Origin of the sequence: Enterovirga sp. GCM10030262 (genome assembly GCF_042666435.1) — a bacterium.
GTDB lineage: Bacteria > Pseudomonadota > Alphaproteobacteria > Sphingomonadales > Sphingomonadaceae > Allosphingosinicella.
Window position 1 is genome coordinate 346,674 of the sequence record NZ_JBHTDC010000001.1, and the last position, 24,850, is coordinate 371,523.

At 67.1% G+C, this 24,850-nt stretch carries 24 protein-coding genes, 2 tRNA genes and 1 other annotated feature; of the genes, 6 read left to right on the top strand and 20 right to left on the bottom strand.

The genetic code is table 11. The features are described from left to right. The first annotated feature begins 26 nt into the window (after positions 1–26). Positions 27–1,364 carry a methylenetetrahydrofolate--tRNA-(uracil(54)-C(5))-methyltransferase (FADH(2)-oxidizing) TrmFO gene (trmFO, locus tag ACFQRC_RS01635; RefSeq protein ID WP_379957083.1) on the top strand — a complete coding sequence of 446 codons (1,338 nt, stop codon included), beginning with the start codon at positions 27–29 and terminating at the stop codon, positions 1,362–1,364. Between the two features lie 146 nt (positions 1,365–1,510). Here the strand turns inward: trmFO and ACFQRC_RS01640 are convergent, their stop codons facing one another. From ACFQRC_RS01640 to ACFQRC_RS01655, 4 genes are all read right to left on the bottom strand, one after another. Beyond that, a complete protein-coding gene (locus tag ACFQRC_RS01640) occupies positions 1,511–1,939 on the bottom strand; it encodes an EF-hand domain-containing protein (RefSeq protein ID WP_379957085.1) in 429 nt (142 codons plus the stop codon). 41 nt (positions 1,940–1,980) lie between these two features. After that, positions 1,981–2,640 (bottom strand): hypothetical protein, encoded by a 660-nt coding sequence (locus ACFQRC_RS01645; protein ID WP_379957087.1) that lies wholly within the window; start codon positions 2,638–2,640, stop codon positions 1,981–1,983. Positions 2,641–2,650: 10 nt separating this feature from the next. Next, entirely contained in the window at positions 2,651–3,367 is a 717-nt protein-coding gene (locus ACFQRC_RS01650) for a 6-phosphogluconolactonase (protein WP_379957089.1), read from the bottom strand. A gap of 86 nt (positions 3,368–3,453) precedes the next feature. Further along, positions 3,454–4,806 carry a sulfatase-like hydrolase/transferase gene (locus ACFQRC_RS01655; RefSeq protein ID WP_379957091.1) on the bottom strand — a complete coding sequence of 451 codons (1,353 nt, stop codon included), beginning with the start codon at positions 4,804–4,806 and terminating at the stop codon, positions 3,454–3,456. 136 nt (positions 4,807–4,942) lie between these two features. On the opposite strand from ACFQRC_RS01655, the gene ACFQRC_RS01660 reads away from it, so the two are divergent. Continuing rightward, positions 4,943–5,131, top strand: coding sequence for a DUF3008 family protein (locus ACFQRC_RS01660; protein WP_379957093.1), 189 nt, complete (start codon positions 4,943–4,945; stop codon positions 5,129–5,131). A 16-nt stretch (positions 5,132–5,147) separates the two neighbouring features. On the opposite strand, the gene ACFQRC_RS01665 is transcribed toward ACFQRC_RS01660, so the two are convergent. The 3 genes from ACFQRC_RS01665 to ACFQRC_RS01675 form a co-directional block, all read right to left on the bottom strand. Further along, complete coding sequence (locus ACFQRC_RS01665) at positions 5,148–5,327, bottom strand: hypothetical protein (RefSeq protein ID WP_379957095.1); 180 nt, start codon at positions 5,325–5,327, stop codon at positions 5,148–5,150. Positions 5,328–5,448: 121 nt separating this feature from the next. Further along, positions 5,449–6,783 (bottom strand): hypothetical protein, encoded by a 1,335-nt coding sequence (locus tag ACFQRC_RS01670; RefSeq protein WP_379957097.1) that lies wholly within the window; start codon positions 6,781–6,783, stop codon positions 5,449–5,451. A gap of 198 nt (positions 6,784–6,981) precedes the next feature. Then, positions 6,982–7,058, bottom strand: a tRNA-Arg gene (locus ACFQRC_RS01675). 81 nt (positions 7,059–7,139) lie between these two features. On the opposite strand from ACFQRC_RS01675, the gene ACFQRC_RS01680 reads away from it, so the two are divergent. Next, positions 7,140–7,688, top strand: coding sequence for a hypothetical protein (locus ACFQRC_RS01680; RefSeq protein ID WP_379957099.1), 549 nt, complete (start codon positions 7,140–7,142; stop codon positions 7,686–7,688). On the opposite strand, the gene ACFQRC_RS01685 is transcribed toward ACFQRC_RS01680, so the two are convergent. Genes ACFQRC_RS01685 through hemB form a run of 4 tightly spaced genes read right to left on the bottom strand, consistent with a single transcriptional unit; the run spans position 7,675 to position 12,071 of the window. Further along, positions 7,675–8,217, bottom strand: coding sequence for a gamma carbonic anhydrase family protein (locus tag ACFQRC_RS01685; protein ID WP_379957101.1), 543 nt, complete (start codon positions 8,215–8,217; stop codon positions 7,675–7,677). The two genes, ACFQRC_RS01680 and ACFQRC_RS01685, sit on opposite strands and share 14 nt — an antisense overlap. Continuing rightward, positions 8,214–8,750 carry a GNAT family N-acetyltransferase gene (locus tag ACFQRC_RS01690; protein WP_379957103.1) on the bottom strand — a complete coding sequence of 179 codons (537 nt, stop codon included), beginning with the start codon at positions 8,748–8,750 and terminating at the stop codon, positions 8,214–8,216. The genes ACFQRC_RS01685 and ACFQRC_RS01690 overlap by 4 nt, the downstream gene beginning before the upstream one ends. Positions 8,751–8,775: 25 nt before the next feature. Then, positions 8,776–11,013, bottom strand: coding sequence for a spermidine synthase (locus ACFQRC_RS01695; protein WP_379957105.1), 2,238 nt, complete (start codon positions 11,011–11,013; stop codon positions 8,776–8,778). Positions 11,014–11,072: 59 nt separating this feature from the next. After that, positions 11,073–12,071 (bottom strand): porphobilinogen synthase, encoded by a 999-nt coding sequence (hemB, locus tag ACFQRC_RS01700; RefSeq protein WP_379957107.1) that lies wholly within the window; start codon positions 12,069–12,071, stop codon positions 11,073–11,075. A 191-nt stretch (positions 12,072–12,262) separates the two neighbouring features. Between hemB and ACFQRC_RS01705 the strand changes: the two genes are divergently transcribed. Further along, positions 12,263–12,709: a hypothetical protein gene (locus ACFQRC_RS01705; RefSeq protein WP_379957109.1), complete on the top strand. Its 447-nt coding sequence runs from the start codon at positions 12,263–12,265 to the stop codon at positions 12,707–12,709. A 62-nt stretch (positions 12,710–12,771) separates the two neighbouring features. Then, positions 12,772–13,683: a YegS/Rv2252/BmrU family lipid kinase gene (locus ACFQRC_RS01710; RefSeq protein WP_379957111.1), complete on the top strand. Its 912-nt coding sequence runs from the start codon at positions 12,772–12,774 to the stop codon at positions 13,681–13,683. 114 nt (positions 13,684–13,797) lie between these two features. Here ACFQRC_RS01710 and ACFQRC_RS01715 read toward each other — a convergent pair whose 3' ends face one another. The 5 genes from ACFQRC_RS01715 to ACFQRC_RS01735 form a co-directional block, all read right to left on the bottom strand. Further along, entirely contained in the window at positions 13,798–16,599 is a 2,802-nt protein-coding gene (locus tag ACFQRC_RS01715; RefSeq protein WP_379957113.1) for a valine--tRNA ligase, read from the bottom strand. Between the two features lie 204 nt (positions 16,600–16,803). Further along, positions 16,804–17,223: a DUF2497 domain-containing protein gene (locus tag ACFQRC_RS01720; RefSeq protein WP_379957115.1), complete on the bottom strand. Its 420-nt coding sequence runs from the start codon at positions 17,221–17,223 to the stop codon at positions 16,804–16,806. Between the two features lie 17 nt (positions 17,224–17,240). Beyond that, positions 17,241–18,686 (bottom strand): TolC family outer membrane protein, encoded by a 1,446-nt coding sequence (locus tag ACFQRC_RS01725; RefSeq protein ID WP_379957117.1) that lies wholly within the window; start codon positions 18,684–18,686, stop codon positions 17,241–17,243. 14 nt (positions 18,687–18,700) lie between these two features. After that, complete coding sequence (locus ACFQRC_RS01730) at positions 18,701–19,351, bottom strand: protein-L-isoaspartate O-methyltransferase (RefSeq protein ID WP_379957119.1); 651 nt, start codon at positions 19,349–19,351, stop codon at positions 18,701–18,703. Positions 19,352–19,584: 233 nt separating this feature from the next. Continuing rightward, positions 19,585–20,007 (bottom strand): GFA family protein, encoded by a 423-nt coding sequence (locus ACFQRC_RS01735; protein WP_379957121.1) that lies wholly within the window; start codon positions 20,005–20,007, stop codon positions 19,585–19,587. Between the two features lie 154 nt (positions 20,008–20,161). Between ACFQRC_RS01735 and ACFQRC_RS01740 the strand changes: the two genes are divergently transcribed. Continuing rightward, positions 20,162–20,235: transfer RNA gene (locus ACFQRC_RS01740), tRNA-Cys, on the top strand. A 16-nt stretch (positions 20,236–20,251) separates the two neighbouring features. On the opposite strand, the gene ACFQRC_RS01745 is transcribed toward ACFQRC_RS01740, so the two are convergent. From ACFQRC_RS01745 to ACFQRC_RS01760, 4 genes are all read right to left on the bottom strand, one after another. Then, positions 20,252–21,229 carry a hypothetical protein gene (locus ACFQRC_RS01745; RefSeq protein WP_379957123.1) on the bottom strand — a complete coding sequence of 326 codons (978 nt, stop codon included), beginning with the start codon at positions 21,227–21,229 and terminating at the stop codon, positions 20,252–20,254. Between the two features lie 102 nt (positions 21,230–21,331). Beyond that, a complete protein-coding gene (locus ACFQRC_RS01750) occupies positions 21,332–22,093 on the bottom strand; it encodes a CsgG/HfaB family protein (protein ID WP_379957125.1) in 762 nt (253 codons plus the stop codon). 153 nt (positions 22,094–22,246) lie between these two features. After that, positions 22,247–23,095: a universal stress protein gene (locus ACFQRC_RS01755; protein ID WP_379957127.1), complete on the bottom strand. Its 849-nt coding sequence runs from the start codon at positions 23,093–23,095 to the stop codon at positions 22,247–22,249. A gap of 11 nt (positions 23,096–23,106) precedes the next feature. Next, a complete protein-coding gene (locus tag ACFQRC_RS01760) occupies positions 23,107–24,591 on the bottom strand; it encodes a SulP family inorganic anion transporter (protein ID WP_379957129.1) in 1,485 nt (494 codons plus the stop codon). A 65-nt stretch (positions 24,592–24,656) separates the two neighbouring features. Continuing rightward, positions 24,657–24,710 (bottom strand) — a sequence feature (sul1 is cis-regulatory element that is thought to sense ions involved in sulfur or methionine metabolism; They are found in Alphaproteobacteria). Between the last annotated feature and the right edge of the window lie 140 nt (positions 24,711–24,850).

Genomic DNA, 24,850 nt, shown 5'->3' on the forward strand with positions numbered 1-24,850 from the left:
GCGGAGACCGTATATCGGACGCCCGCATGACCTATCAGATCCAGATCATCGGCGGCGGGCTCGCCGGGTCCGAGGCCGCGTGGCAGCTCGCCGAAGCGGGCGTCAAGGTGCGACTGTCGGAGATGCGGGGAGTCGAAGGCACCCCCGCCCACCATACGGACGGATTGGCCGAGCTGGTCTGCTCGAACAGCTTCCGCTCCGATGACGCCGAGAGCAATGCGGTGGGCCTGCTCCATGCCGAGATGCGCGCGCTGGGCTCGCTCGTCATGGCCGCCGCCGACGCCCACAAGGTGCCGGCGGGCTCGGCGCTGGCGGTCGACCGCGACGGCTTTTCCGCCGAGGTCACCGCGCGCATCCTGGCGCACCCCAATATCGAGCTGGTGCGCGAGCGGATCGACCGCCTCCCCGCCTCCGGCCTTGCCATCGTCGCGACGGGGCCGCTGACCGCCGCGGCTTTGGCGGAGTCGATCGGCGCCGCGACCGGGAGCGACCATCTCGCCTTCTTCGATGCCATCGCGCCAATCGTGCACCGCGATTCGATCGACATGGACATTTGCTGGATGGCCTCGCGCTGGGACAAAGTGGGGCCTGAAGGTGACGGCAAAGATTATATCAACTGCCCGATGACCAAGGACGAATATCTCGCTTTCCACCAGGGCCTGATCGACGGCGAGAAGACCGAGTTCAAGGATTGGGAGAAGGACACGCCCTATTTCGAGGGGTGCATGCCGATCGAGGTGATGGCGGCACGCGGGCTCGACACGCTGCGCTACGGCCCGATGAAGCCGGTCGGGCTCGACGACCCCAGGACCGGGCGCTGGCCCCATGCCGTCGTGCAGCTCCGCCAGGACAATAAGCTCGGCACCTTGTGGAACATGGTCGGGTTCCAGACCAAGCTTAAACATGGCGAGCAGGTGCGGCTGTTCCGGACCATTCCCGGGCTGGAGAAGGCCGAGTTCGCCCGGCTCGGCGGCCTCCACCGCAACACCTTCATCAATTCGCCCGAACTGCTCGACGGCCAGCTCCGGCTGCGGAAGGCGCCGCACATTCGCTTCGCCGGCCAGATCACCGGCTGCGAAGGCTATGTGGAATCGGCCGCCATGGGGCTGCTCGCGGGCCGCTTCGCCGCCGCCGAGATCCAAGGCGGCGAGATGGCCCCGCCGCCGCCGGCGACGGCGTTCGGCGCGCTGCTCGGCCACATCACCGGCGGCGCCGACGCCAGGACCTATCAGCCGATGAACGTCAATTTCGGCCTGTTCCCGCCGATCGAGGGCAAGACGAAGAAGAAGGACCGCAAGGCGCTCTACACGTCGCGGGCGCGGGAGGCGCTGAGCGAATGGCGGGCGCAATCAGGGCAGCTTTGACCTGGGGAACCAGTACTTATGTTCCAAGGAATAGGGGTCAACGCGTTTCAGGGTCCACCTACCCACCCAATGTGTGGCTCGGATATGGATGCTGAAACAAGTTCAGCATGACGAGATGGTGCAATCCACTCATTATGCCCTAAGCCTTAGCACGCGCATTTCTTCGGCTTCGTGACCCGCTTTGTCGTCAGGAATTCGGCCGCGTTGAGGGCGCCCGAGCGGTCCTTGTCGGCCTCGGCGAACTTGTCCGACGTGGTCACCGCCCATTCCTCGAAATCGAGGCGGCCGTCCTTGTCGGTATCGAGCTTCTCCCACGCATTCCGGCGGCTGGCCATCATCTCGGCCCGGGTGATGGCGCCGTCCTCATTGTCGTCATAGCGGCCGAAGCGCTTCTGCTCGGCGGTCTTGTCGGCGGCGGGAGGCGCCGAGGGCGGTTGCGACAGCGGCGCGAACAGCGGCTGCGCGGAGGGCGCGGGCGGCACCGGATCGTCGGCCCCGGCGCGGCTGGTCCAGATCACGAAACCGGCGGCGACCAGCAGCAAGGCCGAAGCGGCGCCTGCGAGATAGCGGAGCATGTCCCCCTCCCCTGCGATGGAGGGCCGAGCCTAGCGCAGAATCAGCGGCCGGTGAACCGGTGGCGCAACATCCGCGCCATGCGCTTTGGCGAGCCTTGCGGCTCCATTGGCTGGAGGCCGCGCGCGGCATCGCGGCGGGCGAGCGCGTGGAGCATGCCCAGCGGCCGCAGCCGGGCCGGCCAGCGTCCCTTCCCGGCGGCGGGCAGTCGCCGCCGGGCCGCATCCAGGGCCGAGGCCGCGTCGGGCGCGCCGCTATGCCGGGCCAGATCGACCAGCGCCCAGACCTCCCCGGCCCGCTCGACCTCGACGCCAGGGCCGTCGCCGAGCAACGCAGCGGAGAAGCGGAAAAGCAACCGTCCCCGGCCGGCATAGAGATCGAGATCGTCGGACGAGAGCGGATCCTGCCCGGTCAGGACCGACCATCCTTCCTCCAGCCCGGCAAGGTCCGCGCCGGAGACCGTCGGCACCACATGCTCCGCCAGCGCCTGCAAGGTTGGTTCGGCCGGCGCCTTTTCCCGATCCAGCTTCTCCAGCGCCTCGCACCACCAGGCGAGCTTGATCCGCGCGATCAGCGGCTCGGAGCCGCCGCCCAAGGCCGCGCCGAGCGCGGCATCGAGCCGCCAAAGGGCCTCGACGGCGGCGCGGCGGCGGGCGGGAACGTAGCTGAGCGCGAGAATGCGGTCGGGGTCGAGCGGCGTCATGCGCGCGCCTTTATTCCGCGGCGCTCCAGAAGATGTCGATGGGCACGTCCATCCCGGCGATGACGCGCCCGATCGGCGTTGACGATAGCGGGCCTTCCTCGATCGCCCGTTCGAGGAGCGCGCGTTTGCCGTCGCCGGCGATGGCGATCATCACCGCGCGGGCGGAGGAGAGAGCCGGCGCGGTCAGGGTCACGCGGTCGACGGCGGCGAATTCGGGCATCGGATCGGGACGGACGCCGATCGCCCGCCGCTCGCGGGGGCCGTTCACCGCCCGGTCGAAATCGGGGCCGGGGAAGATCGAGGCGGTGTGGCCGTCCCGGGCCATGCCGAGGAGGACGAGATCGAGCGGCCAGTCGACGCGCTTCAGCCGCTCGTCGGCGAGCCGTCCGGCTTCGCGATAATCGCCCAGCGCCGATTCGTCGACCAAAGGCACGACTTCGGCGCCGACCGGATCGAACCAGCGGCGGAGCTGGCGGACCATGCTGGTCTCGTCGTCGTGGCCGACCAGCCGATCATCGGTCGGGACGACCGTCACCTTCGACCAGTCGAGGTCGTCCCTGGCGACGAGCGCTTCATGGATATGGTCGCGCCTGGGGCCGCCGGCCAGGGCGAGGCGCGCATTGCCATGGGCCTCGATCGCGCTTTCGATGACGAAGGCGATATCGCCCGCCGCCTGCTCGGCCAGGTCCTTGGGCGAATCGAACTCCCACCATTCCACTTCGTCCATCTGCGGCATCTCCAACGGCTTCGCCCCACGCGGGGCCACGCGCCCCCATAGCGGCTATGGCCGCGCGGGCAAACCGGGAGCGGCGGCTAGAGCGGCGGGCGCGGCTTGTGGCGGAGCAGGAACCAGTCGACCTCGCCGAGCCGGAACCGGCTCTTGGCCGACCGCTCCCAGAGCGGGGTGTGGTGATCGCCGACCAGCAGGATGTCGGTCGGCGGAAGCGCCGGGTCGGCGGCGATGGCGGCGACGCGGTCGAAGATATCGGCCCAATAGCCGGAGAGCTGGCAGACCGTCTCATTGTCGATGCGCGGCGCGTCGGACAGGCAATCGAGCCGCCCGCCCTGCTTCGGCACGAACGGGATGTGGGAGTTGAGCGTGAGCCAGTAGACGAGCTTCGGCCGGTCCGAGGACGCCAGCAGCTCGGCCCGCACGACCCGGGCGAGCTCGTCGTCGCACAGGCCGTCGAACACGCTGCCGCAATGCGACGGCACCAAGGCGGGATGTTCGCGGCGTATGTCCGGCTCGAAATGCGAGCGCGCGAAGCCGATCCGCGGATACCAGGCGTCGCGGCTGAACATTTGGGCGGTGAAGCCGTGATAGGAAATCGTGTCATAGCCCCGCGCGGCGAGCCGGCGCGGCAGGCAGTCATAGTCGCCCGGCGTCAGATAATGGAGATAGTCGGCGCGCCTGCCGCACAGCTCCCGGGATTCGGCGGCGGTCGTCGAGCCGGAATAACGCGTCGTGCCGGTCTCATAATCATAGCCGCCGCGAGAGGCGAGGCGCTCCAGGCTTCGCGACACCAGAGCCCCGTCCCTCGGCTCGGCGAAGGCGCCCATCCCTTCGACCATCACGATGAGCAGATTATGGCCCCGCTCGGCGACCGCGTCGGCGGTGAGGCCGGCCTTGCCGACCGCGCTCTCGAACGGGGCGGCCGTTCCCGTCTCGGTAAAAGGGAGGTTGACCTTGTAATCGAGCAGAACCAGCGCGAAGGCGAGCAACGCCGCCGGCGTCGGCGAGGCGCCGCGCAGGCTGGATCGATGGCGGATCGTCAGCCAGGCGGCGAGCAGCGCGCTCGCCGCGACCGCCGCCGCGATGAAGATGTAGAAAGCGGAGGCGGCGGGATCGATCGCCGCCATGAAGCGCAGGGAATCGACCGCGGTGGCGATCGGCAGGTGGAAGGCGATGGCGACGATGAGGCCGAGGTCGATGACCGCCGCACCGAGGAAGAGCGGCCACGCCGTCCACCGCGGCAGCGCCAGCGCGAGCAATCCGGCCGCAAGGTAGAGCAGAGGCGAGAGCAGACGCTCGGCGATGTAGAAGGGCATGGTCGCCAGGAACAAGGCGTTGGGGAGGATGCCGAGGATGAAGGCGAGGCCCAGCGACCGTCGATCGAACGGAGTGAAGCGCCGTTCGGCCAATCCTCGCATCGCCAGCTCAGCCACCCCGCCATTCTCCCCGCGCCAAGGGGGAGACCCTGGCCCGGAAAGCTTAAATTAACGATAAACCCTGGCGAGCCCGCGCCGGAACCGCCGCCCCGGGCAAGGGGTTCATCCGGGACCGGAAACACGGAGAAAAGCCATGCCCGCCAAATCCCAGGCCCAGCAGAAGGCGGCCGGCGCCGCCCTTTCCGCCAAGCGCGGCGACACCAAGAAGAGCGAGCTCAAGGGCGCGTCGAAATCGATGGAGAAATCGATGAGCGAGAAGGAGCTGGAGAAGATGGCTTCGACGAGCCGCAAGGGCAAGCCGGAGCATAAGAGCAAGGATTGAGCCGGCCTCCGGCTCCTCAATCCGGCGGGAGGATGACGCGCGGATGGGCGACGTCGTCTTCGTCTCCGCTCTTCATCCGCGCCGCGTCGCTCTCGCTTTCGGGCGGCGTGTGGCCGTCGGCCTCGGTTTCGCCCAGGATGGTCCCGCCGCGCCATGTGTGGCGCTTCGGGTCCCGATCCTTCCAGTCGTCGGTCATGATCCGCGCCTCGCCTGTTCCGGCCCCAACGAGCGCCGTCGCGCCCGCGTTCCGCCGGCCTCGCGACGCGCGAACAAAAAAAGGGGCGCCCGGAGACGCCCCTTTTCTCAGTCGAGCCCGTTCAGGCGCCGACGTGGACGACGACCTCGTTCACGGCGACGAGCGAACCGCTCACCGCGTCATAGGCGCTGATCCGCACATTGAATTCGGCGTCGCCGAAGCCGTAATGCTGCGTGCCGGCCGTGCCCGGATCGAGATCCACGAACGCGACGTTGAACGAATTCTGGAAGGTCGAGCCATCCCCGGTGTCGGTGTCATGGGGATCGTCGGTCGAATGGATGGTGACGTAGTTCACGCCGTCCGTGGCATCGATGTCGAGCTCGACGACATAGGTGAAATCGTCGTCGGCGCTGTAATCGGTCGCCGCGAAATCGAAATTCCACTCGGCCCGGTTGGGATTGCCCGGCTGGGCGCCCGCGAGCACCTCGTAATGGGCGACCCCGTCGGCATCGATCGACGCCTCGGCATATTCGTCGCCGCCGCGATGCTTGACCTTGAGCCCGAGCTCGACCCCGGCGCCCTCGTGGCGGACGACGTTCCAGTCGTCGATCGTGTTGCCGTCGCCATAATACATCTCGGCCCCGTCGCGCGCGAGCGGATCGATGTTGGCGCTGTAGCTTCGGTCGAGATAGTCGGGCCGGTCCCAGCCATGGTCATAGTCGAAGGCGCGGACGGCGTCGTGCTTGGGGCCGCCGACCTGGGACTCATTGCCTTCATACACCGGCCGCTGGCCATATTCGTCGGGCACCAGGGCCAGGAGCTCCGATTCCACGGGATCGCTGAAGCGGCCCTGGATCACCGCGTCGTTGAGATTGCCGAGCAGATTGTCGTGCATCGACTGCTCGCGCTGCGGAATGCCGTTGGCATTGCTGTCGGCCGAGAACTTGGCGGTCACGTCGGTGAACGGCTCGCCGCCGGCTTCCAGATATTCGACATATTCGACGCCAAGGCGCACGAACCTCTCGTTCAACACCGCGTCGGACGGACCCGCGCCAACATAGGCGTCGTCGAGATAATCCCAGACGGCCTTGAAGGTGTCAGCCAAGCTGCCGTTGATGGACAGATGATCCATCGTATAGGCGACGCCATGGGTCGAGATCATGGTCTCGATAAGTTCGTCCAAATCATGGCTGATCTCGAACGAGCCGCCGGCGTCGGCGCCGCTGAAAGTAACGCCCGAGACATTGACGTCGCCGCTGATTGTGGCGCCCTCGACGAAATCGAAGGCCGTGATCGCGGCATATTCGGAAGCCTTCATGACGAAGCTGTGGCCGCCATCGACCTTGATCTTGACGTTCCCCGACGGGAGATATTCGATCGTGTAATTTCCCGGCTGCGTGAAAAGAAGCGTCGTGCCGTCGATGATGACGGTCGCTTTGGATGCGGGTTTGGGCATGTGTAATCCTCCCCTCAAGATGGGTTTTCGCCAATAAAGCTAAGCAGATTACCGTAGTCGGCCCCACCGACTCATGGCGAAAAGAGAGAACAGGCCCGCCGGAGAGTCAATGGCAAGGCCGGGCATTTCAGGTATGCGCCAGAATGGGACAGCGGCCGCGCGGCGGCCGAGGTGCTTGAATCCGCAGAAGGGGAAGACTGGCGCGCCCGGAAGGATTCGAACCTCCGGCCCCCAGATTCGTAGTCTGGTGCTCTATCCAGCTGAGCTACGGGCGCGCGGTGGGCTGGCACATAGGCGACGGTTTCGGAGGGCGCAAGCCCGTTGCTCGCGAAAGCCGCCGCGCATAGGGAGGATGGATGACGCCCCCTCGCCTCCCCTTGCTCGCCGCCGTCGCCGCGCTTGCCGCCGGCTGCGCCGCGCAAGGGCCATTTCCCTCGCTCGCTCCGCGCGCGGTCGAATATGAGTTTTCGGGCGAACCGCTGCCACCCTGCCTGCCCGGCGCCGATCCGACCAGGGCCGCGCCCGCTCCACCGCCCGCCGTCGAACTCGCCCGCGATGCCGCGCTTCCCGCCCGTATCGCCCGCCTCAAGGCACAAGCCGCCGAGGGCGACAGGGCGTTCGGGGCCGCGCTGAACGGCGCCGGAGCGGCGGTCGCGGGCGCGGGCGCGGCGGGATCGGACGGCTGGATCGAGGCGCAGCTCGCGATCTCGCGAGCCGAGACGGCGCGAGCGTCCACCACCGATGCGCTGGCCGACCTTACCGCTTTGGCACTGGAGGAATCGCTGCGGCCCGCCCATCCGCTCGATCAGCAGGCGGTCGAGGCCGCCGTCGGGGAGATGCGGGCGCTCGCCGACAGCCAGGTCGCGCGGATCGAGGCGCTGAAGGATTCGCTCAGCGATCTTTGAGCGCGGCGGCGTGCGCCTTCGCCAGCGCGACATAATGGGCGACCCCGGCCCGCATCCCCTCCAGTTCCTCGGCCGTCAGGTCGCGCACATATTTGGCCGGGCGGCCCGCCCATAATTGCCCGCTCGGGATGCGGCGGCCCGGAGTCAGCATCGCCCCGGCGGCGAGCATGGCGTCGCTCTCGATCGTGCAGCCATCCATGACGATGGCGCCGAGACCGACGAAGGCGCGGTCGTGGAGGATACAGCCATGGACCATCGCCATATGGCCGATCAGCACCTCCTCGCCGATGATCGTGGGGTGACCGCCGGGAGAACCCGGCTTGGGCGAATCGCAATGGATGACGGTGCCGTCCTGGACATTGCTGCGGGCGCCGACGCGGATGCGGTTGACGTCGCCGCGCAGCACGCAATTATACCAGATGCTGGCTTCGGCACCGATCTCGACCCGGCCGATGAGGACGGCGCCGGGCGCGACGAAGGCCGTCGGATCCACGTCCGGTTCGGTTCCGCCGAACGTCACCCGGGTCATTGCCGCCATCCTTCCGCGTCGATGGCATAGACGATGATGGGATTGAGGTCTCCCCAGCGCGGCTCGTGATAATCGAGGTCCGCCCGGCGGGTCATTCCCAGCCGCTCCATCAGGCGCCAGCTCGCTTCGTTCTGCATCATCGTCAGCGCGACGACGCGCGGCGCATCAAGAGTGCCGAAAGCGAAATCGAGCGAGGCCGTAGCGGCCTCCTTCGCGTAACCCCGTCCCCAGGCGTCCTCGCGCAGGCGCCAGCCGATCTCGATGTCGCCGGCGACGCTGCTTCCCTCGCCGTCGGCGACCTTGAGGCCGCAAAAGCCGAGAAACGCCTCGTCTTCCTTGCGCTCGACGACCCAGAATGTGAAACCGCGTTCCTCCTGCCAGCGCGCCAGGCGATCGGATATCTCGCGGAGCTCGTCGGCAGTCTTGACCCCCCCGAGCCAGCGCATGACCGCCGGATTGTTGGTGTGGCGGTAGAAAAGCTCGGCGTCGCCTTCGCGCCAGTTCCTCAAGGCGAGCCGTTCGGTTTCGATCATGTCGGGCGGATTAGCGCCCGGGCACTCATTCCGTCCAGCCTTCGATCAACGGCAGGATGCTGGCATAATCGTCGGTCCAGCCGGCAAAGCCCGGGCGCGGCTCCAGCGTCTCCCAGATGCTGACCATGCTATTGGCGAAAATCATGTCGTCGAGCGAGTCGCTGCTCCGGGACATGGCGACCCAGACCGAGGCGGTGGCGTTGCCGGCTTCGGCCTCTTCGCCGGGCTGATAGCGGAGCATGGCCGCCGTCCACCCGCCGCTGCGCGCCGCCGCCGCGACCACCGGTTCGAGATCGAGATAGCGATTCGAGATGTGGACCAGCAAGATGCCGCGCGGTTGCAGGGCCCGCCCATAGACGCCGAACGCCTCGCGGGTGAGGAGGTGCATCGGCACCGAGTCCGACGAGAAAGCATCCACCGCGAGCAGGTCGAGCGCGCCGGCACGCTGCCCGGCGAGGGTCAGGCGCGCATCGCCGAGAATGATGTCCGCGTCCGGCGCGCACTCCCGAAGGAAAGTGAAATAGCCGCTGTCGCGGGCGATGCTGACCACCGCCGGGTCGATTTCGAAGAAGCGCCAGTCCTGCCCGGGCCGGGCGTAGCAGGCGAGCGTACCGGTGCCGAGCCCGACGACACCGATACGGGCGTCGGGCCCGAACAAGCGAGGCGCCAGCGTGAAGGCGCGGCCGACGCCGGATTCGCGGACATAATAGCTGGTCGGCTCCAGCCGCCGGTCCGGCTCGCTGTTCTGCAGGCCGTGCAGGGTGGTTCCATGGGTGAGCGAGACCGCGTCGCGCTCGGGCGTGGAAGCCACGGTATAGATACCGAAATAGCTGCGCGTCCGGACGTCGTGCCAGGAGAGCTTCAGCGTGCCCCAGCCGCCATGGCTCATCATCAAGGCGGCGAGACAGGCGGCGAAGACCCAGCGCCGGCCGAGGCTGAACAGGGCCATGAGCCCGATCGCGGCAATCGCGGCGTAAGCGAGCATCGGCGGCACGTCGGAATGGAAGCGCCTGTCGCCGACGAGCGAGAGCAGCAAGGCGATGACCGGCAGCCAGAGGCTGAGGCGGCGTCTCCAGGCCGGATCGGCCCAGACGCGCTCGACGGCGGCGAGGTAATTGCGTTGCGGGATCAGCAAAGCGGCGGCGAGGATCAGCAACGGATGCTCATAGGCCCAGTCGAACAGGGTCGGCGCGACGATGGCGCAGAAGGCGCCGCCGAGGACGCCGCCGACCGACATGGCGAGGTAGAAGCCGGTCAGCCGGTCCGCGGGCGGACGAAGGCGGTACATTTCGGCGTGGAGCGTCACGGCGACGAAGAAGAGCAGGCTGAGGCCGAGCGTGGCCGAGAAGAGCGGGCGCTGGGTGCCGCTGGCGAAGGCGAGGCCGCCGGCGATCAGGATGACGAGCGGCGCGACCTGGGTGATGAAGACGGCGGCGGCGCGGCGGTTGGCGAAGGCGATGGCGAAGCTCAGCAGATAGAGGCCGAGCGGCAGCGCCCAGAGCAGGGGCATGGCGACGATGTCGGTGGTGAGGTGCGTCGTCGTCGACAGCATCAGGCCGGACGGCACTGCGGCGAGCGCGATCCAGAGCGCTATCCTCGGCCGGGCGGGCGCGGGCGAGCGTTCCTCCGGCGCGGCCTCGCGCGGCCGGCGGGGGATGGTGAGCGCGCAGCCGGCGACCAGCAGCACCAGCAAAAGGAACCCGCCGGTCCAGACCCGGCTCTGCTCCTCGAGGGTGAGCAGCGGCTCGACGAACAGGGGATAGGAGATGAGGCCGGCGAAGCTGCCGAGATTGGAGGCGGCATAGAGGGCATAAGGCTCGCCCCGCGCCGTCTCCAGCGCATACCAGCGCTGCATCAGCGGCGCCTGGGCGGATATGATGAAGAAGAGCGGCCCGATCGAGGCGACCAATAGCCACGGCACCCAGAAAGTGGGCGTGGTCCCTGCCGACGGGACGGCGCCGGCGAGGCCGATCGGCAGCCACAGAGCCGCGATCGCGAACATGGCGAGGTGAAGCCCGGCCTGGGTCCGGGGCGCGAGCCGGGAAAGCCAGTGGGCATAAGCATAGCCGCCGAGCAGCAGCGCCTGATAGACCAGCATGGCGCTGTTCCACACCGCCGGCGCGCCGCCGAGCCGCGGCAGCGCCATCCGCGCCACCATCGGCTGGGTGAGGAAGAGCAGGAACGAGCCGGTGACGATGGTCGCCAGGAAGAGCGGCTTCGCGTAGCGTTCGCGGGAGGAAGCGGCACTCACGGACTGATGCAATGCCGGTCTCCAGCCTGATCCCCCGCGCCCTCGTCTAATGCGACATGGCTAATGGCGCGTTAACCGTCGATGAGCAGCCGCGCCGCGTGGGCGGCGTGGTAGGTGAGAATGCCCGAGCAGCCGGCGCGCTTGAAGGCGATCAACGTCTCCAGGACAAGGGCGTCGCGATCCCCCGCCCCGGCCGCCGCCGCGGCTTCGATCATCGCATATTCGCCCGACACCTGGTAAGCGAAGACAGGGGCTTGGAAACGATCCTTCACGCGCCGGACGATGTCGAGATACGGCAGGCCCGGCTTCACCATCACATAATCGGCGCCCTCGGCGAGGTCGAGCGCCACTTCGCGCAGCGCTTCCTCGGCATTGGCCGGATCCATCTGGTAGCTTTTCTTGTCCCCCTTCAGCAGCCCTCGGCTGCCGACGGCGTCGCGGAACGGGCCGTAAAAGGCGCTCGCATATTTGGCGGCATAGGCCATGATCGCGACGTTGACATGGCCGTCGCGCTCCAGCGCCGCGCGGATCGCGCCGACGCGGCCGTCCATCATGTCGGAAGGCGCGACGATGTCCGCCCCCGCTTTCGCCTGGACCAAAGCCTGCTCGACGAGGATCGCCGTCGTCTCGTCATTGACGACGTAGCCGGCCGCGTCGGTAATCCCGTCATGGCCGTCCGCCGTATAGGGATCGAGCGCGACGTCGGTGAGGATGCCGACCTCCGGGACCGCATCCTTCACCGCGCGGATGGCCCGGCACATCAGATTGTCGGGGTTGAGCGCCTCGCTCCCGCGCTCGTCGCGCAGCCCGAGCGGCGTGTTGGGAAAGAGGGCGATGCAGGGAATGCCGAGATCGCGCGCTTCGCGGGCGCGGTCGACGATGCGGTCGACGGACCAGCGCGACACGCCGGGCAAAGCGGAGACCGGCTCTTCCACCCCCTCCCCCTCGGTCACGAACAGGGGCCAGATCAGGTCGGACGGCGTCAGCACCGTCTCGGCGACCAAAGCCCGGCTCCACGCGGAGGAGCGGGCACGGCGAAGGCGGAGGGCGGGAAAGGAAGCGGAAGGCATGGCGGCAGGGCTTAGCGCGGCGGAGCGCGGACGCAAAGCGGATTGGGCGCGCGGATTGGCGGCGCGGATTGGGGAAGCGCGTGGGTGGAACCCGCCTTGAAGACGCAGCCGATCGGTGACATTCTCGCCCTTTCCAACTCGTACGGAAATTCGTGGCGTTCGATTCTTCCCCTGGGATGAAAGGACAGTCGATGAAGCGCATCCAGTCTTTCGCATTGGTCTCGGCGAGCCTGGCGATGGCGGCGGGTTCCACGCCCGCGCTCGCCCAAACCGCGCCGCCCAATCCGATGCTCTACTTGCTGGGGCAGGAGCCCTACACGGCGAATGGCAGGAACTTCGTCCGCTATCGCTACGACGTTCTCAACAAGGCCGATTATCCAGCCGCGATGTTCGCCGCCGCGCCCGGCCTGCCGCCCTGCGGCACCAACGCCAATGCGTCCCGCACCTGGGTCGATTTCTTCGACGAGGCCGGCCGCCGGCTTTACGGATTTTGCGCGCTGAACAGTCCCGACAATCTTGGTTCGCTCTGGTTCGCCCTTGAGGAAGGCACGGTCCCGCCTTCCTGGGTCTATGTCGAGATGACCGATCGCCAGACGAATACGAAATACAGGTCCAACCTGGCGGATTCGACGCTTTAGGTCCGCCGATCGGTCGGACAGGGCCGATGGACATTCTGACGCCACTCGGCTGTTGTCGGCGCGTGTCCATCGATCAACCGGTCCCACGCGAAGCGATTCTCGTCGTCAACGCGCATTCCCGACGGGGCCGGGAGCTGTTCCGCGAGGCCAGCGCCAAGCTTGAAATGTCGGGCGTGCGGCTGATCGCCGCCCATGCGGTCAAGGATCCGGCGCGGCTGGTCCCAACCATGCGCGAGGCGGTGGCGAGCGGCGCGCCGATGGTGATCGTGGGCGGCGGCGACGGCTCGCTTTCGTCCACGGTCGACGATTTGGTCGACAAGGATTGCGTGTTCGCTTTGCTCCCGCTCGGCACCGCCAACAGCTTCGCCCGCACATTGGGCATTCCGCTCGACCTCGACGGCGCGATCCACACCATCGCCACCGGCCGCCGCCGCCGGATCGACCTCGGCATGATCGACGACGATTATTTCGCCAATGCCGCCGCGATCGGCCTGTCGCCGATGATCGGCGATTCGGTGCCGCACGGGCTCAAGAAATATCTTGGCCGTCTCGGTTATCTGCTCTGGGCGATCCGCTGCTTCGTCAGGTTCAGCCCGTTCCGCCTCACCGTCGACGACGGCGCGCGGGTGCATCGGTTGTGGACGACCGAGGTCCGCATCTTCAACGGCCGCTTCCACGGCGGCGTCGAGCTGATCGAGACCGCCGATGTCGACAGCGGCGACATCGTCGTCCAGGCGGTGACCGGCCGCAGCCTCGCCCGGCTGGTGTGGGACTGGTACGCCAAATTCTTCAAGCTCCGCTCGCGCGGCGACACGACCCGCGAGTTTCGCGGCCAGAGCCTGCGGATCGACACCAGGCCCCACCACCGCATCTCGATCGACGGCGAGATCCTGGCGCGGACCCCGGCCACGGTCTCGGTCGCGAGCAAGGCGATCGAGGTGGTGGTGCCGCAGGAGACAGAGCCAGCCCCCTGATCCCGTTCGTCCCGAGCGAAGGCTCTCCTGAGCGACGCCGAGGGGTCGAGGGGCGCGCGTGATGAGTCCGTGCCAGCGCCCCTCGACTACGCTCGGGACGAACGAGTCTCTAGCTCATCCCAAGCGGGCCAGCGCCGCCGCGTAACGTTCCGCGTCCGATGCCTTTTCGGCATGGTCCGCCCTAGCCTTCTCAACCGCTTCGGGCTTGGCGCGTTCGACGAAGCTGGGATTGTTCAGGCGCCCCGCCAGCGAATCCCGCTCCTTCTCCGCCGCCTCGAGCGCTTTGGTCAGGCGGATACGTTCGGCGTTGAGATCAACAAACCCCTCCACACTCGAGATGAAAGTGTTGGCCCCGGCAGGGAATTGCAGCGCTGTGAAGCTAGTGCGATCGACCTGGTCGGCCATCCCATACTCGTCGGCTACCGTATCTGCCCTGAAGACGAATTCGCCATGGTCTTGGCGGACAATCTGCGCAGGGCGAAGGCGAGCCAAGCGGTTTAGGATTGTTTGATGCCGATTGATCCGCCTCAATTCCTCATCCGAACTCACGAGCAGAGCCGTAGGTAGAACCGCTGATGGCGGAATATTCGTTTCGATACGCTGCGACCTCAGCGTTTGGACCGTCTCGATTAGCCACTCGATCTCGGCGCTTGCCTCAGGATCCAGCGCCCGGGCGTCAGGCATCGGCCATTTGGCAAGGATGATCGGATAGGACCGCTCGCCCATCGCATGCCAGAGTTCCTCCGTGATGAAGGGCATGAACGGGTGGAGCATGACCAAAATCTGGTCGAGCACCCAGGCGGCGACCTCGCGGGTTTCGGCGGCTTCACTCCCCTCCCGCTTGCGGGAGGGGTCGGGGGAGGGGCTGTCGGGTTGCTGAGAATCGTCAACAGGCCCTCCCCCTGCCCCTCCCACTTGCGGGAGGGGAGAAAGGACAGGCTTGATCAGTTCCAGATACCAGTCGCAGAAGGTGGCCCAGGTGAAGTGGTAGATGGTGTTGGCGCTCTCGTCGAAGCGCAGCTCGGCCATGGCGAGGTCGAGCGCCTGGACGGTCTTCACCGTCTCGCCGACGATCCAGCGGTTGACGGGGAGCGTGGCCTCGGGCGGCTCCAGCGTCCTGCTCGCGCCGATGCCGTTCGACTGGCAGAAGCGGGCGGCGTTCCAGAGCTTGGTGGCGAAGTTGCGATAGCCTTCGACGCGCTTCTCATCCAATTTGATGTCGCGGCCCTGGCTCTCCATCGCGGCCAGGGTGAAGCGCAGCGCATCGGCGCCATATCGGTCGACGAGTCCGAGGGGATCGACGGTATTCCCCTTCGACTTGGACATCTTCTGCCCCTTGGCGTCGCGGACGAGGCCGTGGAGGTAGAGCGTGTTCCACGGCTTCTCCTTCATGAACTGGAAGCCCTGCATCGCCATGCGGGCGTCCCAGAAGAAGATGATGTCGAAGCCCGAGATGAGGACGTCGTTCGGATAATGGCGCTTCAGAAGCTCCGTCTCGTCCGGCCAGCCGAGCGTCGCGAAGGGCCAGAGAGCGGATGAGAACCAGGTGTCGAGCACGTCCGGATCGCGGCGGAGCGGCCGATCGCCAGTCTCGCGCCGCGCCTCCTCTTCCGTCTCCGCGACGAAGACGTTGCCTTCGTCATCATACCAGGCCGGGATCTGATGCCCCCACCAGAGCTGGCGGGAGACGCACCAGGGCTGGATATTCTCCAGCCAGTTGAACCAGGTCTTCTTCCAGGATTCCGGCACGACGCCGATGTCGCCGTCGCGGACGGCGGCGATGGCTGGCTTGGCCAGGGTCGCGGCGTCGACATACCATTGGTCGGTGAGCCATGGCTCGATGACCGCGCCGGAGCGGTCGCCGAACGGCGTCTGGACGACGCGGTCCTCGACGTTCTCCAGGAAGCCTTCCGCCTCCAACCGGGCGACGACCTTGTCGCGCGCCTCGAAACGGTCGAGGCCGAGCAGCTCTTGCGGGATCAGCCCGTCCGCCGTCTGCACCACACGCGCCTGAGCGTCGAACATGTTGAGCATGTCCACCGGCTTGAAGCCGGCGCGCTTGCCGACCTCGAAATCGTTGAAATCGTGGCCGGGCGTGATCTTGACCACGCCGGAGCCCAGCTCCGGATCGGCATGCTCGTCGGCGACGATGGGGATGAGGCGGCCGGTGATCGGGTGCTTCAGCTTCTTGCCGACGAGAGCGGTGTAGCGCGCATCCTCGGGATGGACCGCGACGGCCATGTCGGCGAGCATCGTCTCGGGCCGCGTGGTGGCGACGTGGATGAAGCCGGAGCCATCCTCCAGCGGATATTTGAGGTGCCAGAATTTGCCCTGCATCTCGCGCGTCTCGACCTCCAGGTCGGAGATGGCGGTGCCGAACTTGGGATCCCAGTTGACTAGCCTCTTGTCGCGATAGAGCAGACCGTCGCGGTAGAGATCGACGAACACCTTGAGGACGGCGCGGGAGAAGCCCTCGTCCATGGTGAAGCGTTCGTTCGCCCAGTCCATCGAGCAGCCCAAGCGGCGGAGCTGGCGGGTGATCTGGCCGCCGCTTTCATCCTTCCACTCCCAGACCCTGGCGACGAACTCCTCGCGGCTCATGTCGGCGCGGCTTTTTCCTTCGGCTTCGAGCTGGCGTTCGACCACCATCTGGGTGGCGATGCCGGCATGGTCGGTGCCGACCACCCACAGCGCATCCTTGCCCTGCAAGCGGGCATGCCGCGTCAGAATGTCCTGCAGCGTGTTGTCGAGCGCATGACCGATATGGAGCGAGCCGGTGACGTTGGGTGGCGGATTGACGATCGTCCAAGGCTCGGCGTCGGGCCGCTCGGGGCGGAACAGGCCATTCTCCTCCCAATAAGGATACCAGCGGGCCTCGATGGCGCCCGGATCGAAAGTTTTCGGCAATTCGGTCATAGGGGCGCGCTTAGACGAAGCGCGGGCGACGGGCCAAGGAGAAATGCCGAGCGCGGGTGGACGTGGTTCCGACTGAAGCTGGAGGTCGTCATTGAAGCTGAGAGGGAGTCGTCATTCCAGCGGAAGCTGGAATCTCACTTGTTCTTCATCGAACTCAGACAAGGCAATGAGATTCCAGCTTTCGCTGGATTGACGGGTTTTGCCTCAGAGGCTCTTGCCGGTGATCCGGGCGATTTCGCGGGCGACCATGTCCTCGACCATTTCGGGGAGGCGCTGGTCGAGCCAGTCCTTGAGCATCGGGCGGAGCATCTCGCGGACGGCGGCGGCCAAAGCGGCGTCGGAGACAGCGGGCATTTCGCGCCCCTCCGGCTGATGCATCGCCGCCAGCGCGGCCAGTTTCTGGCGGGTGGCGGCGGTCGTATCCTCGGACGTCAGGCCGTCCGCTTCGGAGACGGGATCGCTGAGTTCGAGGACATCCTCCTCGACGCGCTCCTCGGACGGCGGCTCGGCCCGCCCGCCGCCGCGCGCTAGACGCGAGGGCGACGCGCGGCCATCGTCCGCGATGACGCGTTTGATGGAAGCGAGTATCTCCTCCATCGACGGATCCTGGTTAATATCCCCCATGATGAGGGCCTTATTACCTATTCGCTCGGCGGTGTCACGGGGGTCTGTGCGACCGGACCGTAGACCGTGCGCGTCGCCACCGGCTGCGGCACCGGATCGTCCGACCAGTCCGAGGCGCGGCGCGACACGCGGTCGTAATTCGCCACCGGGTCGTAGATGTAGCCGCCGTCCAGGTTCAAGTCGCCGACCTCGGCCTGGCCCATCGCGTTGAGCAAGGCGAAGCCCGCGACATAGGCGTCGCGGCGCGCGGTGACGAGCAGGACCTGGCTGTTCAGTAGTTCCTGTTCGGCGTTGAGCACGTCGAGCACGTTGCGGGTACCGACGCTCTGTTCGGCGCGGGTTCCTTCGAGCGCGAGGCTGTTGGCGGCGACGGCGACCTCGTTCGATGCGATCGCGTCGAGCGACGCCTGATAGCTGGAGAAGGCCGCGCGGGTGTTGGCGACCACCAAACGCTCGACCGCGACGCCCTGTTCGAGGAGCTGGCTTTGCAACGCCTGCGCCTGGCGCACGCGAGCGCCGACGAGGCCGCCCTGATAGAGCGGGATGCTCGCCTGGACGCCGATGCCGGTGGTGGTCTCGGTATTGGGGAGCGTGCCCGGATCGGCGCCAAAGCGCTCGTCGTTCGAGCCGAGGAAATTGGTGTAGCGGCCGGAGCCGATGGCGTTTACGCTTGGCAGGCGGTCGGCGCGCGCGACCGAGACGTCAAGGCCGGCGGCGCGGACCTGCGCCGCGATCGAGATCAGATCGGCATTGTTGGCGAGCGCGATGTCCACAGCCTGCTCGGGCGTCGTCGGCAAGGGCGGCAAGGGCGGCGGGGGCTGCAGCTCGCCCGGCAGATCGCCGATCACGCGGCGGTAATTCTCTTCGCTCCCCGTAAGCGCGCCCTCGGCGAGGGCGAGATTGCTCTGGGCGAGCGCGAGGCGCGCTTCGGACTGGGCGACGTCGGTACGGGTCAGGTCGCCAACCTCGAACCGGTCGCGGCTCGCCTGCAAATTGGTCTCGAGCACCTCGACCTGGTTGCGATTGAGGGTGACGATCGAACGGTCGCGGATGACGTCCATATAGGCGCCGACGGCTTCGGTGAAGATGTCGCCCTGGGTGGCGCGGAGGTCGGCGCGGCCGGCGAGGACGCGTTCATCGGCGGCGCGGATCGAATTGCGGACCCGGCCGCCCTGGAACAAAGGGTAGCTGACGTCGATCCCGGCATTGAGGTTGCGACCATTGCCGCCGCCGGTACGGGTCAAATCCTGGTTGACGCCGGCGGTGGCCGAGATTTGCGGGCGGCCCAAAGCGCGGGCGATCGCCACGCCCTCGTCGAGCGTGCGGACCTGCGCGCGCTGTCCAGTGATGGTCGGATTGCTCCGATAGGTCTGGACCAGCGCGTCGCGCAATGTCTCGGCCTGTCCCGCGCCGGCGACAAGCAGCGCCCCCAGCCCCGCCGCAGCCAATAACCCTCCCCGCATTACGCCCTACTCCGTTAGAATGTGAATGTGCGGGGCCTGACGAACCCCGGAAGAATGGCCGAAGCGACGTCCGCCACCGCCACCGTGCCGAAGCCGCCGCCCCCGCGCCGGCCGATCGAAATGCGCGCCACTCCATTATCGAGGATGGCGGCGACGAGCCTGCCGTTGTCGGCGAGCTGCTCGACGATCGCGTCGGGCACGAACTCGACCGCGCCGTCGATCAGGATGAGGTCGTAGGGCGCCCCGCGCGCATAGCCCTTGGCGGGCGGGCCCTCGATCAGCTTGACGCTTGTGCCCTTGAGCGCCGACATCGCTGCCGAGGCGAGCGCCGGATCCTGCTCGACGGCCACGACCGAGGCCACCAGCCGCGCCAGCACCGCCGCCGCATAACCGGTGGCGGCGCCGAGCACCAGCGCGCGATCCTCCCCGCGCGGCCGCGCCTCGGTGAGCATCCGGCCCAGCGACATCGGCGTGTTGAGATCGCGGCCGCCGCCGAGCGGCACCAAAGCGTCGGCATAAGCCGTGGTCGCACGATCCACCGGCACGAACCGCTCGCGCGGCACGGCGCCCATGGCGGCGACGACGCGGGGGTCGCTGACGCCAGTCGTGCGCAGCTGGCTGGCGACCATCGCGCGGCGCATATGCTCGAAATTCTGTTCCGTCATGAGAGCCCTATTCGCACAACTGTCTTAGTAGCGCAATACACCAAGTTCCGTCCCCGGCTTCTAGCCACTAGGCAGCCCGAGGCCAAGCGGGAAGTCCCGCCGCCTCATCGGTTCGGGAGGAGCAAGAGCCGTGCCACGCCGGTCGCGGGGACTGGAGCCGCTTTTCCTGCGGGCGCACCCGCCGCCGATTGTCCGATTCCGGACAGTCGTTGTTCGCTGCCGGACAGCGAGGTCTATCCGGCCGGGGTGAAGCGCAGAATTCCGGCGAGACGGGGCCCCTCGCCGTCCGAAGGATGGTTGATGCCGTCATTCACCGGCACCTCGTCGAAGTCGAAGGGGCTGATCCCGGCGAGGCAGGCGACGTTGACGCCATATTGGCTGGAGTCCGAACGGCGCTGGTGGTGCGTGTAGATGCCGCAATGCGCGCAGAAATAATGCTTCGCGGTCATTGTGTTGAAGCGATAGACGCTGAGCGCGTCCTCGCCGGCGTCGATCGTCAATCCGTCCAGATCCGCCGATACCGCGATCGCGCCGCGCATCCGGCAATAGGAACAGGTGCAGCGGCGGGCGCTGTGAAGCCCGTCCGTCAATGTCACGCTGAATCGTATGCGGCCGCAATGGCAGGCACCGCTCATCCGCTCGATATCCTTGTCCATCCGCCTTCGCCTCATCTTTTCCCCGAGAGCCCGGCCCGCCGCCCGAAAGCCGATGGGACGAGCCGCCGCGGGGGCTTTTACAGGGCGGGACCGAGCCGGCCACGCCTTTTAGACATTGACCCTTCCGCCAAAACCGCACAAATGCGCGGCCGGCGGCCCGATGGCGGAGTGGTTACGCAGAGGACTGCAAATCCTTGCACGCCGGTTCGATTCCGGCTCGGGCCTCCATCCTATCGCCGGCGATTCAGTCCCGCGTAAGCGAGCCGCCGAAGATGATCGGAACCGTCGCCTCGGTAACGCCCTCCCCCGCGTCGAAACGAAGAGCACCGATCCGCTCCATGAGTCCGTCCGCGAACGTCCGGACGCAAGCGCCGTCGGGGCGGACGAGGCGATCGACGAGTATACACGCGTCGCGCGTTTCTCCCGAGGGCGCGATATCCAGCCGCACCGTCAGCGGCCCATGGAGATTGTCCGCTCCGTCGGTCCCGGCGAGCGTTTCCGCGACCGCCGCCTTCACGGCCGTCGAGACGATTGCCGCCGGCACCGGACCGGTCGCGAAAGCGCCGCCTTCGCCGATATGGCCGTGGAGGACGATGCGGCACTCGGCCGGGTCCATCGACCCTTCGACCCGCTGGACGCCGTGCGGCATGCGATCGTCGAAGATGGCGAGCCGGTTGAAATTCGGCGCGATGAGGTCGTAGAGCCCGCGCCCCGCCGCCGCGTTGGCCAGATTGGTCCGGAACAGGTCGCCCTCGCGCAGCACGATCGTCTCGCCGCCCCGGCTCCGGCGGTCGTCGAAGGTGAGCGAATAGACATAGCCGAAACGGCCATTGGTCGAATCGTTGTGCAGGCCCTGAACGCAGCCATCGACATAGAGGCTGAGATAGGGCCAGGTGACGTGGGCGAGTCCGAGCGTGCGGCGCGCCCAGCCGGTCAGCGTTTCGTGGAAGCGGACGAGGGACTCACGGTCGATCACCTTCTCCGGCGCGGTGCGCAGATAGGTGTAGAGTTGCGGGACGTGCCAATAGTTCCAGATCTGATGACGGTCCGCCTGGTGCTTGTGGGGGTCGGCGAAATGGGCGTCTACGTCCTTGCGGAGCCGTTGCGCCTCAATCGCGGGAAGGAAGTCGTCGATCGCGAGATGCGGCGCACACATCGGCCCGGCCGGCGCCTCGCGCTTCATGTTCGCCGGTGCCGCGCCCGCGCCCAGCCATTGCCGCATCGCCCAACCCTCTGCCTGTGGCGGTGATATTCCTGTTCTGGGCACAAAAAAAGGGGCGACGCCGCTGGTCCACGACGCCGCCCCCCTCAGGACCGGCAAACCCTAGCGCGCTTGGGGGGCCGCCGCGCTCGGGTCCGCCGGAAGGCCGCCCAATTGTGTCACCATGTCGGTGTAGGCGTTCAAATAGGCCAGCACGATCACCTGGCCGATGTCGGTATCGGTGTAGCCGCCGCCGCCGATGCCGGCGAAGCCGCCCCAGAAGCCGCCGGCGCCGCCGCCGAAGCTCCAGTCGGAACGGCGGGCATAGCCCTCGGTCATCCGCTCCTGCTCGGTGGTGCGGGAATTGACGAGCGTGAGAAGGACGTTGGCTTCCTTCTTGTTGACGCTGAGGCCGCCGACGATGCCGCCGAAAAAGCCGCCGCCGAGCGCGCCGCCCAAAGCCGCGCCGAGGCCGCCGCCGCCCGACCGCTCGTTCTTCGAGACGATGTCGGGGACGATGAAATAATCGGCGGCCTTGACCTGCGCGCGCCCGATATTGGAGCCGTCCTGCAATTCGCCCGAATCGGCCAGCGCCCGCTCGATATTGCGGTTCTGGAGTCCCCGGCCGCGGTCGACCAGGCCGAAGCAGCCGGATTTCATCACGAACAGCTTGATCACCGCTTCCGGGCTGCCGAGGCCCAGCGACTGCCACCAATTGTTGTCGGGCTCGACGATCGCGATGGTGCCGAGCTTGCGGGTGCAGACCGGAATCTGCGCCTGGCCCTTCTCCTGCGCCTTGCGGCCTGAGGACTTGCCTTGGGCAAGCGCCGGCGTCGAGGCCAAAGCGATGGCCGAAGCCGCGATAAGCGAAACGATCTTGCGCACGTTCATTCCCCCAGTCGAATATTGTTGTTGCGATGATGGGGATGCGAACGATGCCGCCGCGTGTCGCGGGCGTTGCGCCCGAACCGGCCTATGCCGCTGCCAATCGGCGCTGGCGCGACGAAAGCCGCGATTTTGTCGACGAGGGGACGGCCGCTATCGGAACAGCAGCACCGGCACCTGGCAGGTGCGCATCATCGCCGTGGTGGTGCTGCCCACGATCATGGCCCGCAATGCCGAATGGCCGTAAGCGCCCATCACCAGCATGTCGCGCTCGCGCATCGCATCGGCGATGCCATCCTCGGCCGAGCTCTGGACCAGAGCCGAAGACGTTTCGATGCCGCCCGTCCGCAGGGCGCGCACAGCCCCGGCCAGGCGCTCCTCGTGGCTCTCGTCGGCCGCGCCCGCCATCACGACATGGACCTTTGCGTCGCGAAAGAGCGCCGAGCCGGCCATGAAGTGCACCGCCTTTCGCGCGCTCTCGCCGCCGTCATACGCAAGGACGACCTCGCGGATCGGCCGGAAAGCACGCGAGGCGACGAGCACGGGCCGGGTGCTGGAACGGACGACGCGCTCGACCTTGCTGCCGAGATGCCCCCTGGCGAAATCGGCGGATGCGCCGCGCTTGCCGATGACGACCATGTCCGCCTCGGCTTCGCGCTCGACGACGGTCTCGACGATGCCGCCGTGGCGGTGGACCACAGTGACGTCCTCGACGCCCGCTTCGCGGAGCCGCTGCTCCGCCGCGCCGAGCAGCGCCTTTCCCTGCTCGCGGGCGAGCCGCCCCTCGCTCTCGCCGATGCGGGTCAGCTCTTCCAGCAGCGTGCTCTTGGCGCCGAGCCCGACCGCGCCGCTGAGGTCGTGGCGGGCGGCGACCGCGTCCTTGCGCTGGATGACGTGCAGAATTTCGACCGAGGCGAACAGCCGCGTCGCCACCCAGGCGGCATGGTCGCAGACGCTGGTGGCGTAAGCGGAAGCGTCGATGCAGGCGAGCAGCTTGGTCATTCCCGTCTCCGTCAGTGGCTCCCGAGCGCATCCTCCGCGCCGGGTTTATCGTGGATTCCGAAGCGGTCGATCATCGTGGCGCTGGCTTCGTTGAGACCGATAATCTCGACGCTGGTGCCTTCGCGGCGGAATTTGAGCACCGCCTTGTCGAGCGCGGCGACGGCCGAAATGTCCCAGAAATGCGCGCGGCTGACATCGATCCGCACGGTATCGAGCACCTCGCGGAAATCGAAGGCCGCGGCGAATCGCTCGACCGACGCGAAGAAAATCTGGCCGGTGAGGACATAGGTGCGGGTGGCGCCGTCGTCGGAGAGGCTGGAGGCGACGGCGAACAGGCGCCTGACCTTGCTGGCGAAGAACACGCCGCTCAGCAGCACGCCGGCGAGCACTCCCTGGGCGAGATCGTGGGTCCAGACCACGACTATCACGGTCGCCGCCATCACCACCGAGCTGTGCCAGGGATGGCTGCGAAGGTTCCTGATCGAAGTCCAGCTGAACGTGCCGATCGAAACCATGATCATCACAGCGACCAAAGCTGGCATCGGAATCCGGGCAACCCACGGGCCGAGCACCACGATCAGGAACAGCAATACGCAGCCGGCCGTCATTGTCGAAAGCCGCGTCGAGCCGCCGGATTTCACGTTGATGACCGACTGGCCGATCATCGCGCAGCCGCCCATGCCGCCGAGGAAGCCGGTCGCGAAATTGGCGATCCCCTGCCCCTTGCACTCGCGGCGCTTGTCGCTGGGCGTGTCGGTCAAGTCGTCGACGATCTGGGCGGTGAGCAGCGATTCCAGCAGGCCGACGGCCGCCATGGTCAGCGAATAAGGAAGGATGATCCCCAGCGTCTCCAACGTGAACGGCACGTCGGGGATGAGCAGATAGGGCAATGTCGAAGGCAGCTCGCCCATGTCGCCGACCCTGTTCACCGGCAGGACCAGCCACATGGACAAAGCGGAAAGGATGACGATCGCGACCAGCGGCGACGGCACCGCGCGGGTGAGGCGCGGGAACAAATAGATGATGGCGAGGCCGCCGGCGACCATCGCATAGGTGTGCCACGAAACGCCGGTCAGCTGCGGCAATTGGGCGATGAAGATGAGGATGGCGAGCGCATTGACGAAGCCGGTGATCACCGAGCGCGAGACGAACTGCATCAGCAGGTCCAGCCGGAGATAGCCGGCGGCGATCTGGATGATGCCCATCAGGATCGTCGCGGCGAACAGATATTCGAGCCCGTGATCGCGGATCAACGGCACGACCAATACGGCGATGGCGGCGGTGGCGGCGGAGATCATGCCGGGCCGCCCGCCGACCAAAGCGGTGATCACCGCGATCGAGAAGGAGGCGTAGAGGCCGACCTTGGGGTCGACGCCGGCGATGATCGAGAAGCCGATCGCCTCCGGGATGAGCGCGAGCGCGACGACGATGCCGGCGAGGATGTCGCCTCGCGGATTGGACAGCCATTCGCGGCGAAGCGCGGCAGCGGAGACCATTGTTGTAAACCTGAACCGAAATCCCGGCGCGAGCGATACGGATGCTCGAAGCGCCGAAGAGATGCAATTGTCCGGGGGATAGGCGCCCGGCCGAGCCACCCGGAACATCCGGGTCCGACGGAAGCCGGACCTATGGCGAAGGCGGGCGTTGGCCGCAAGCGTCAATGACCGGCGACGATCGCCAGCGGCTAGCTCGTAATCACCGCACTATTCCTCACCCGTCGGCCATGCCAAGCTGGCGAGGTCCAGCTGGAAGGGA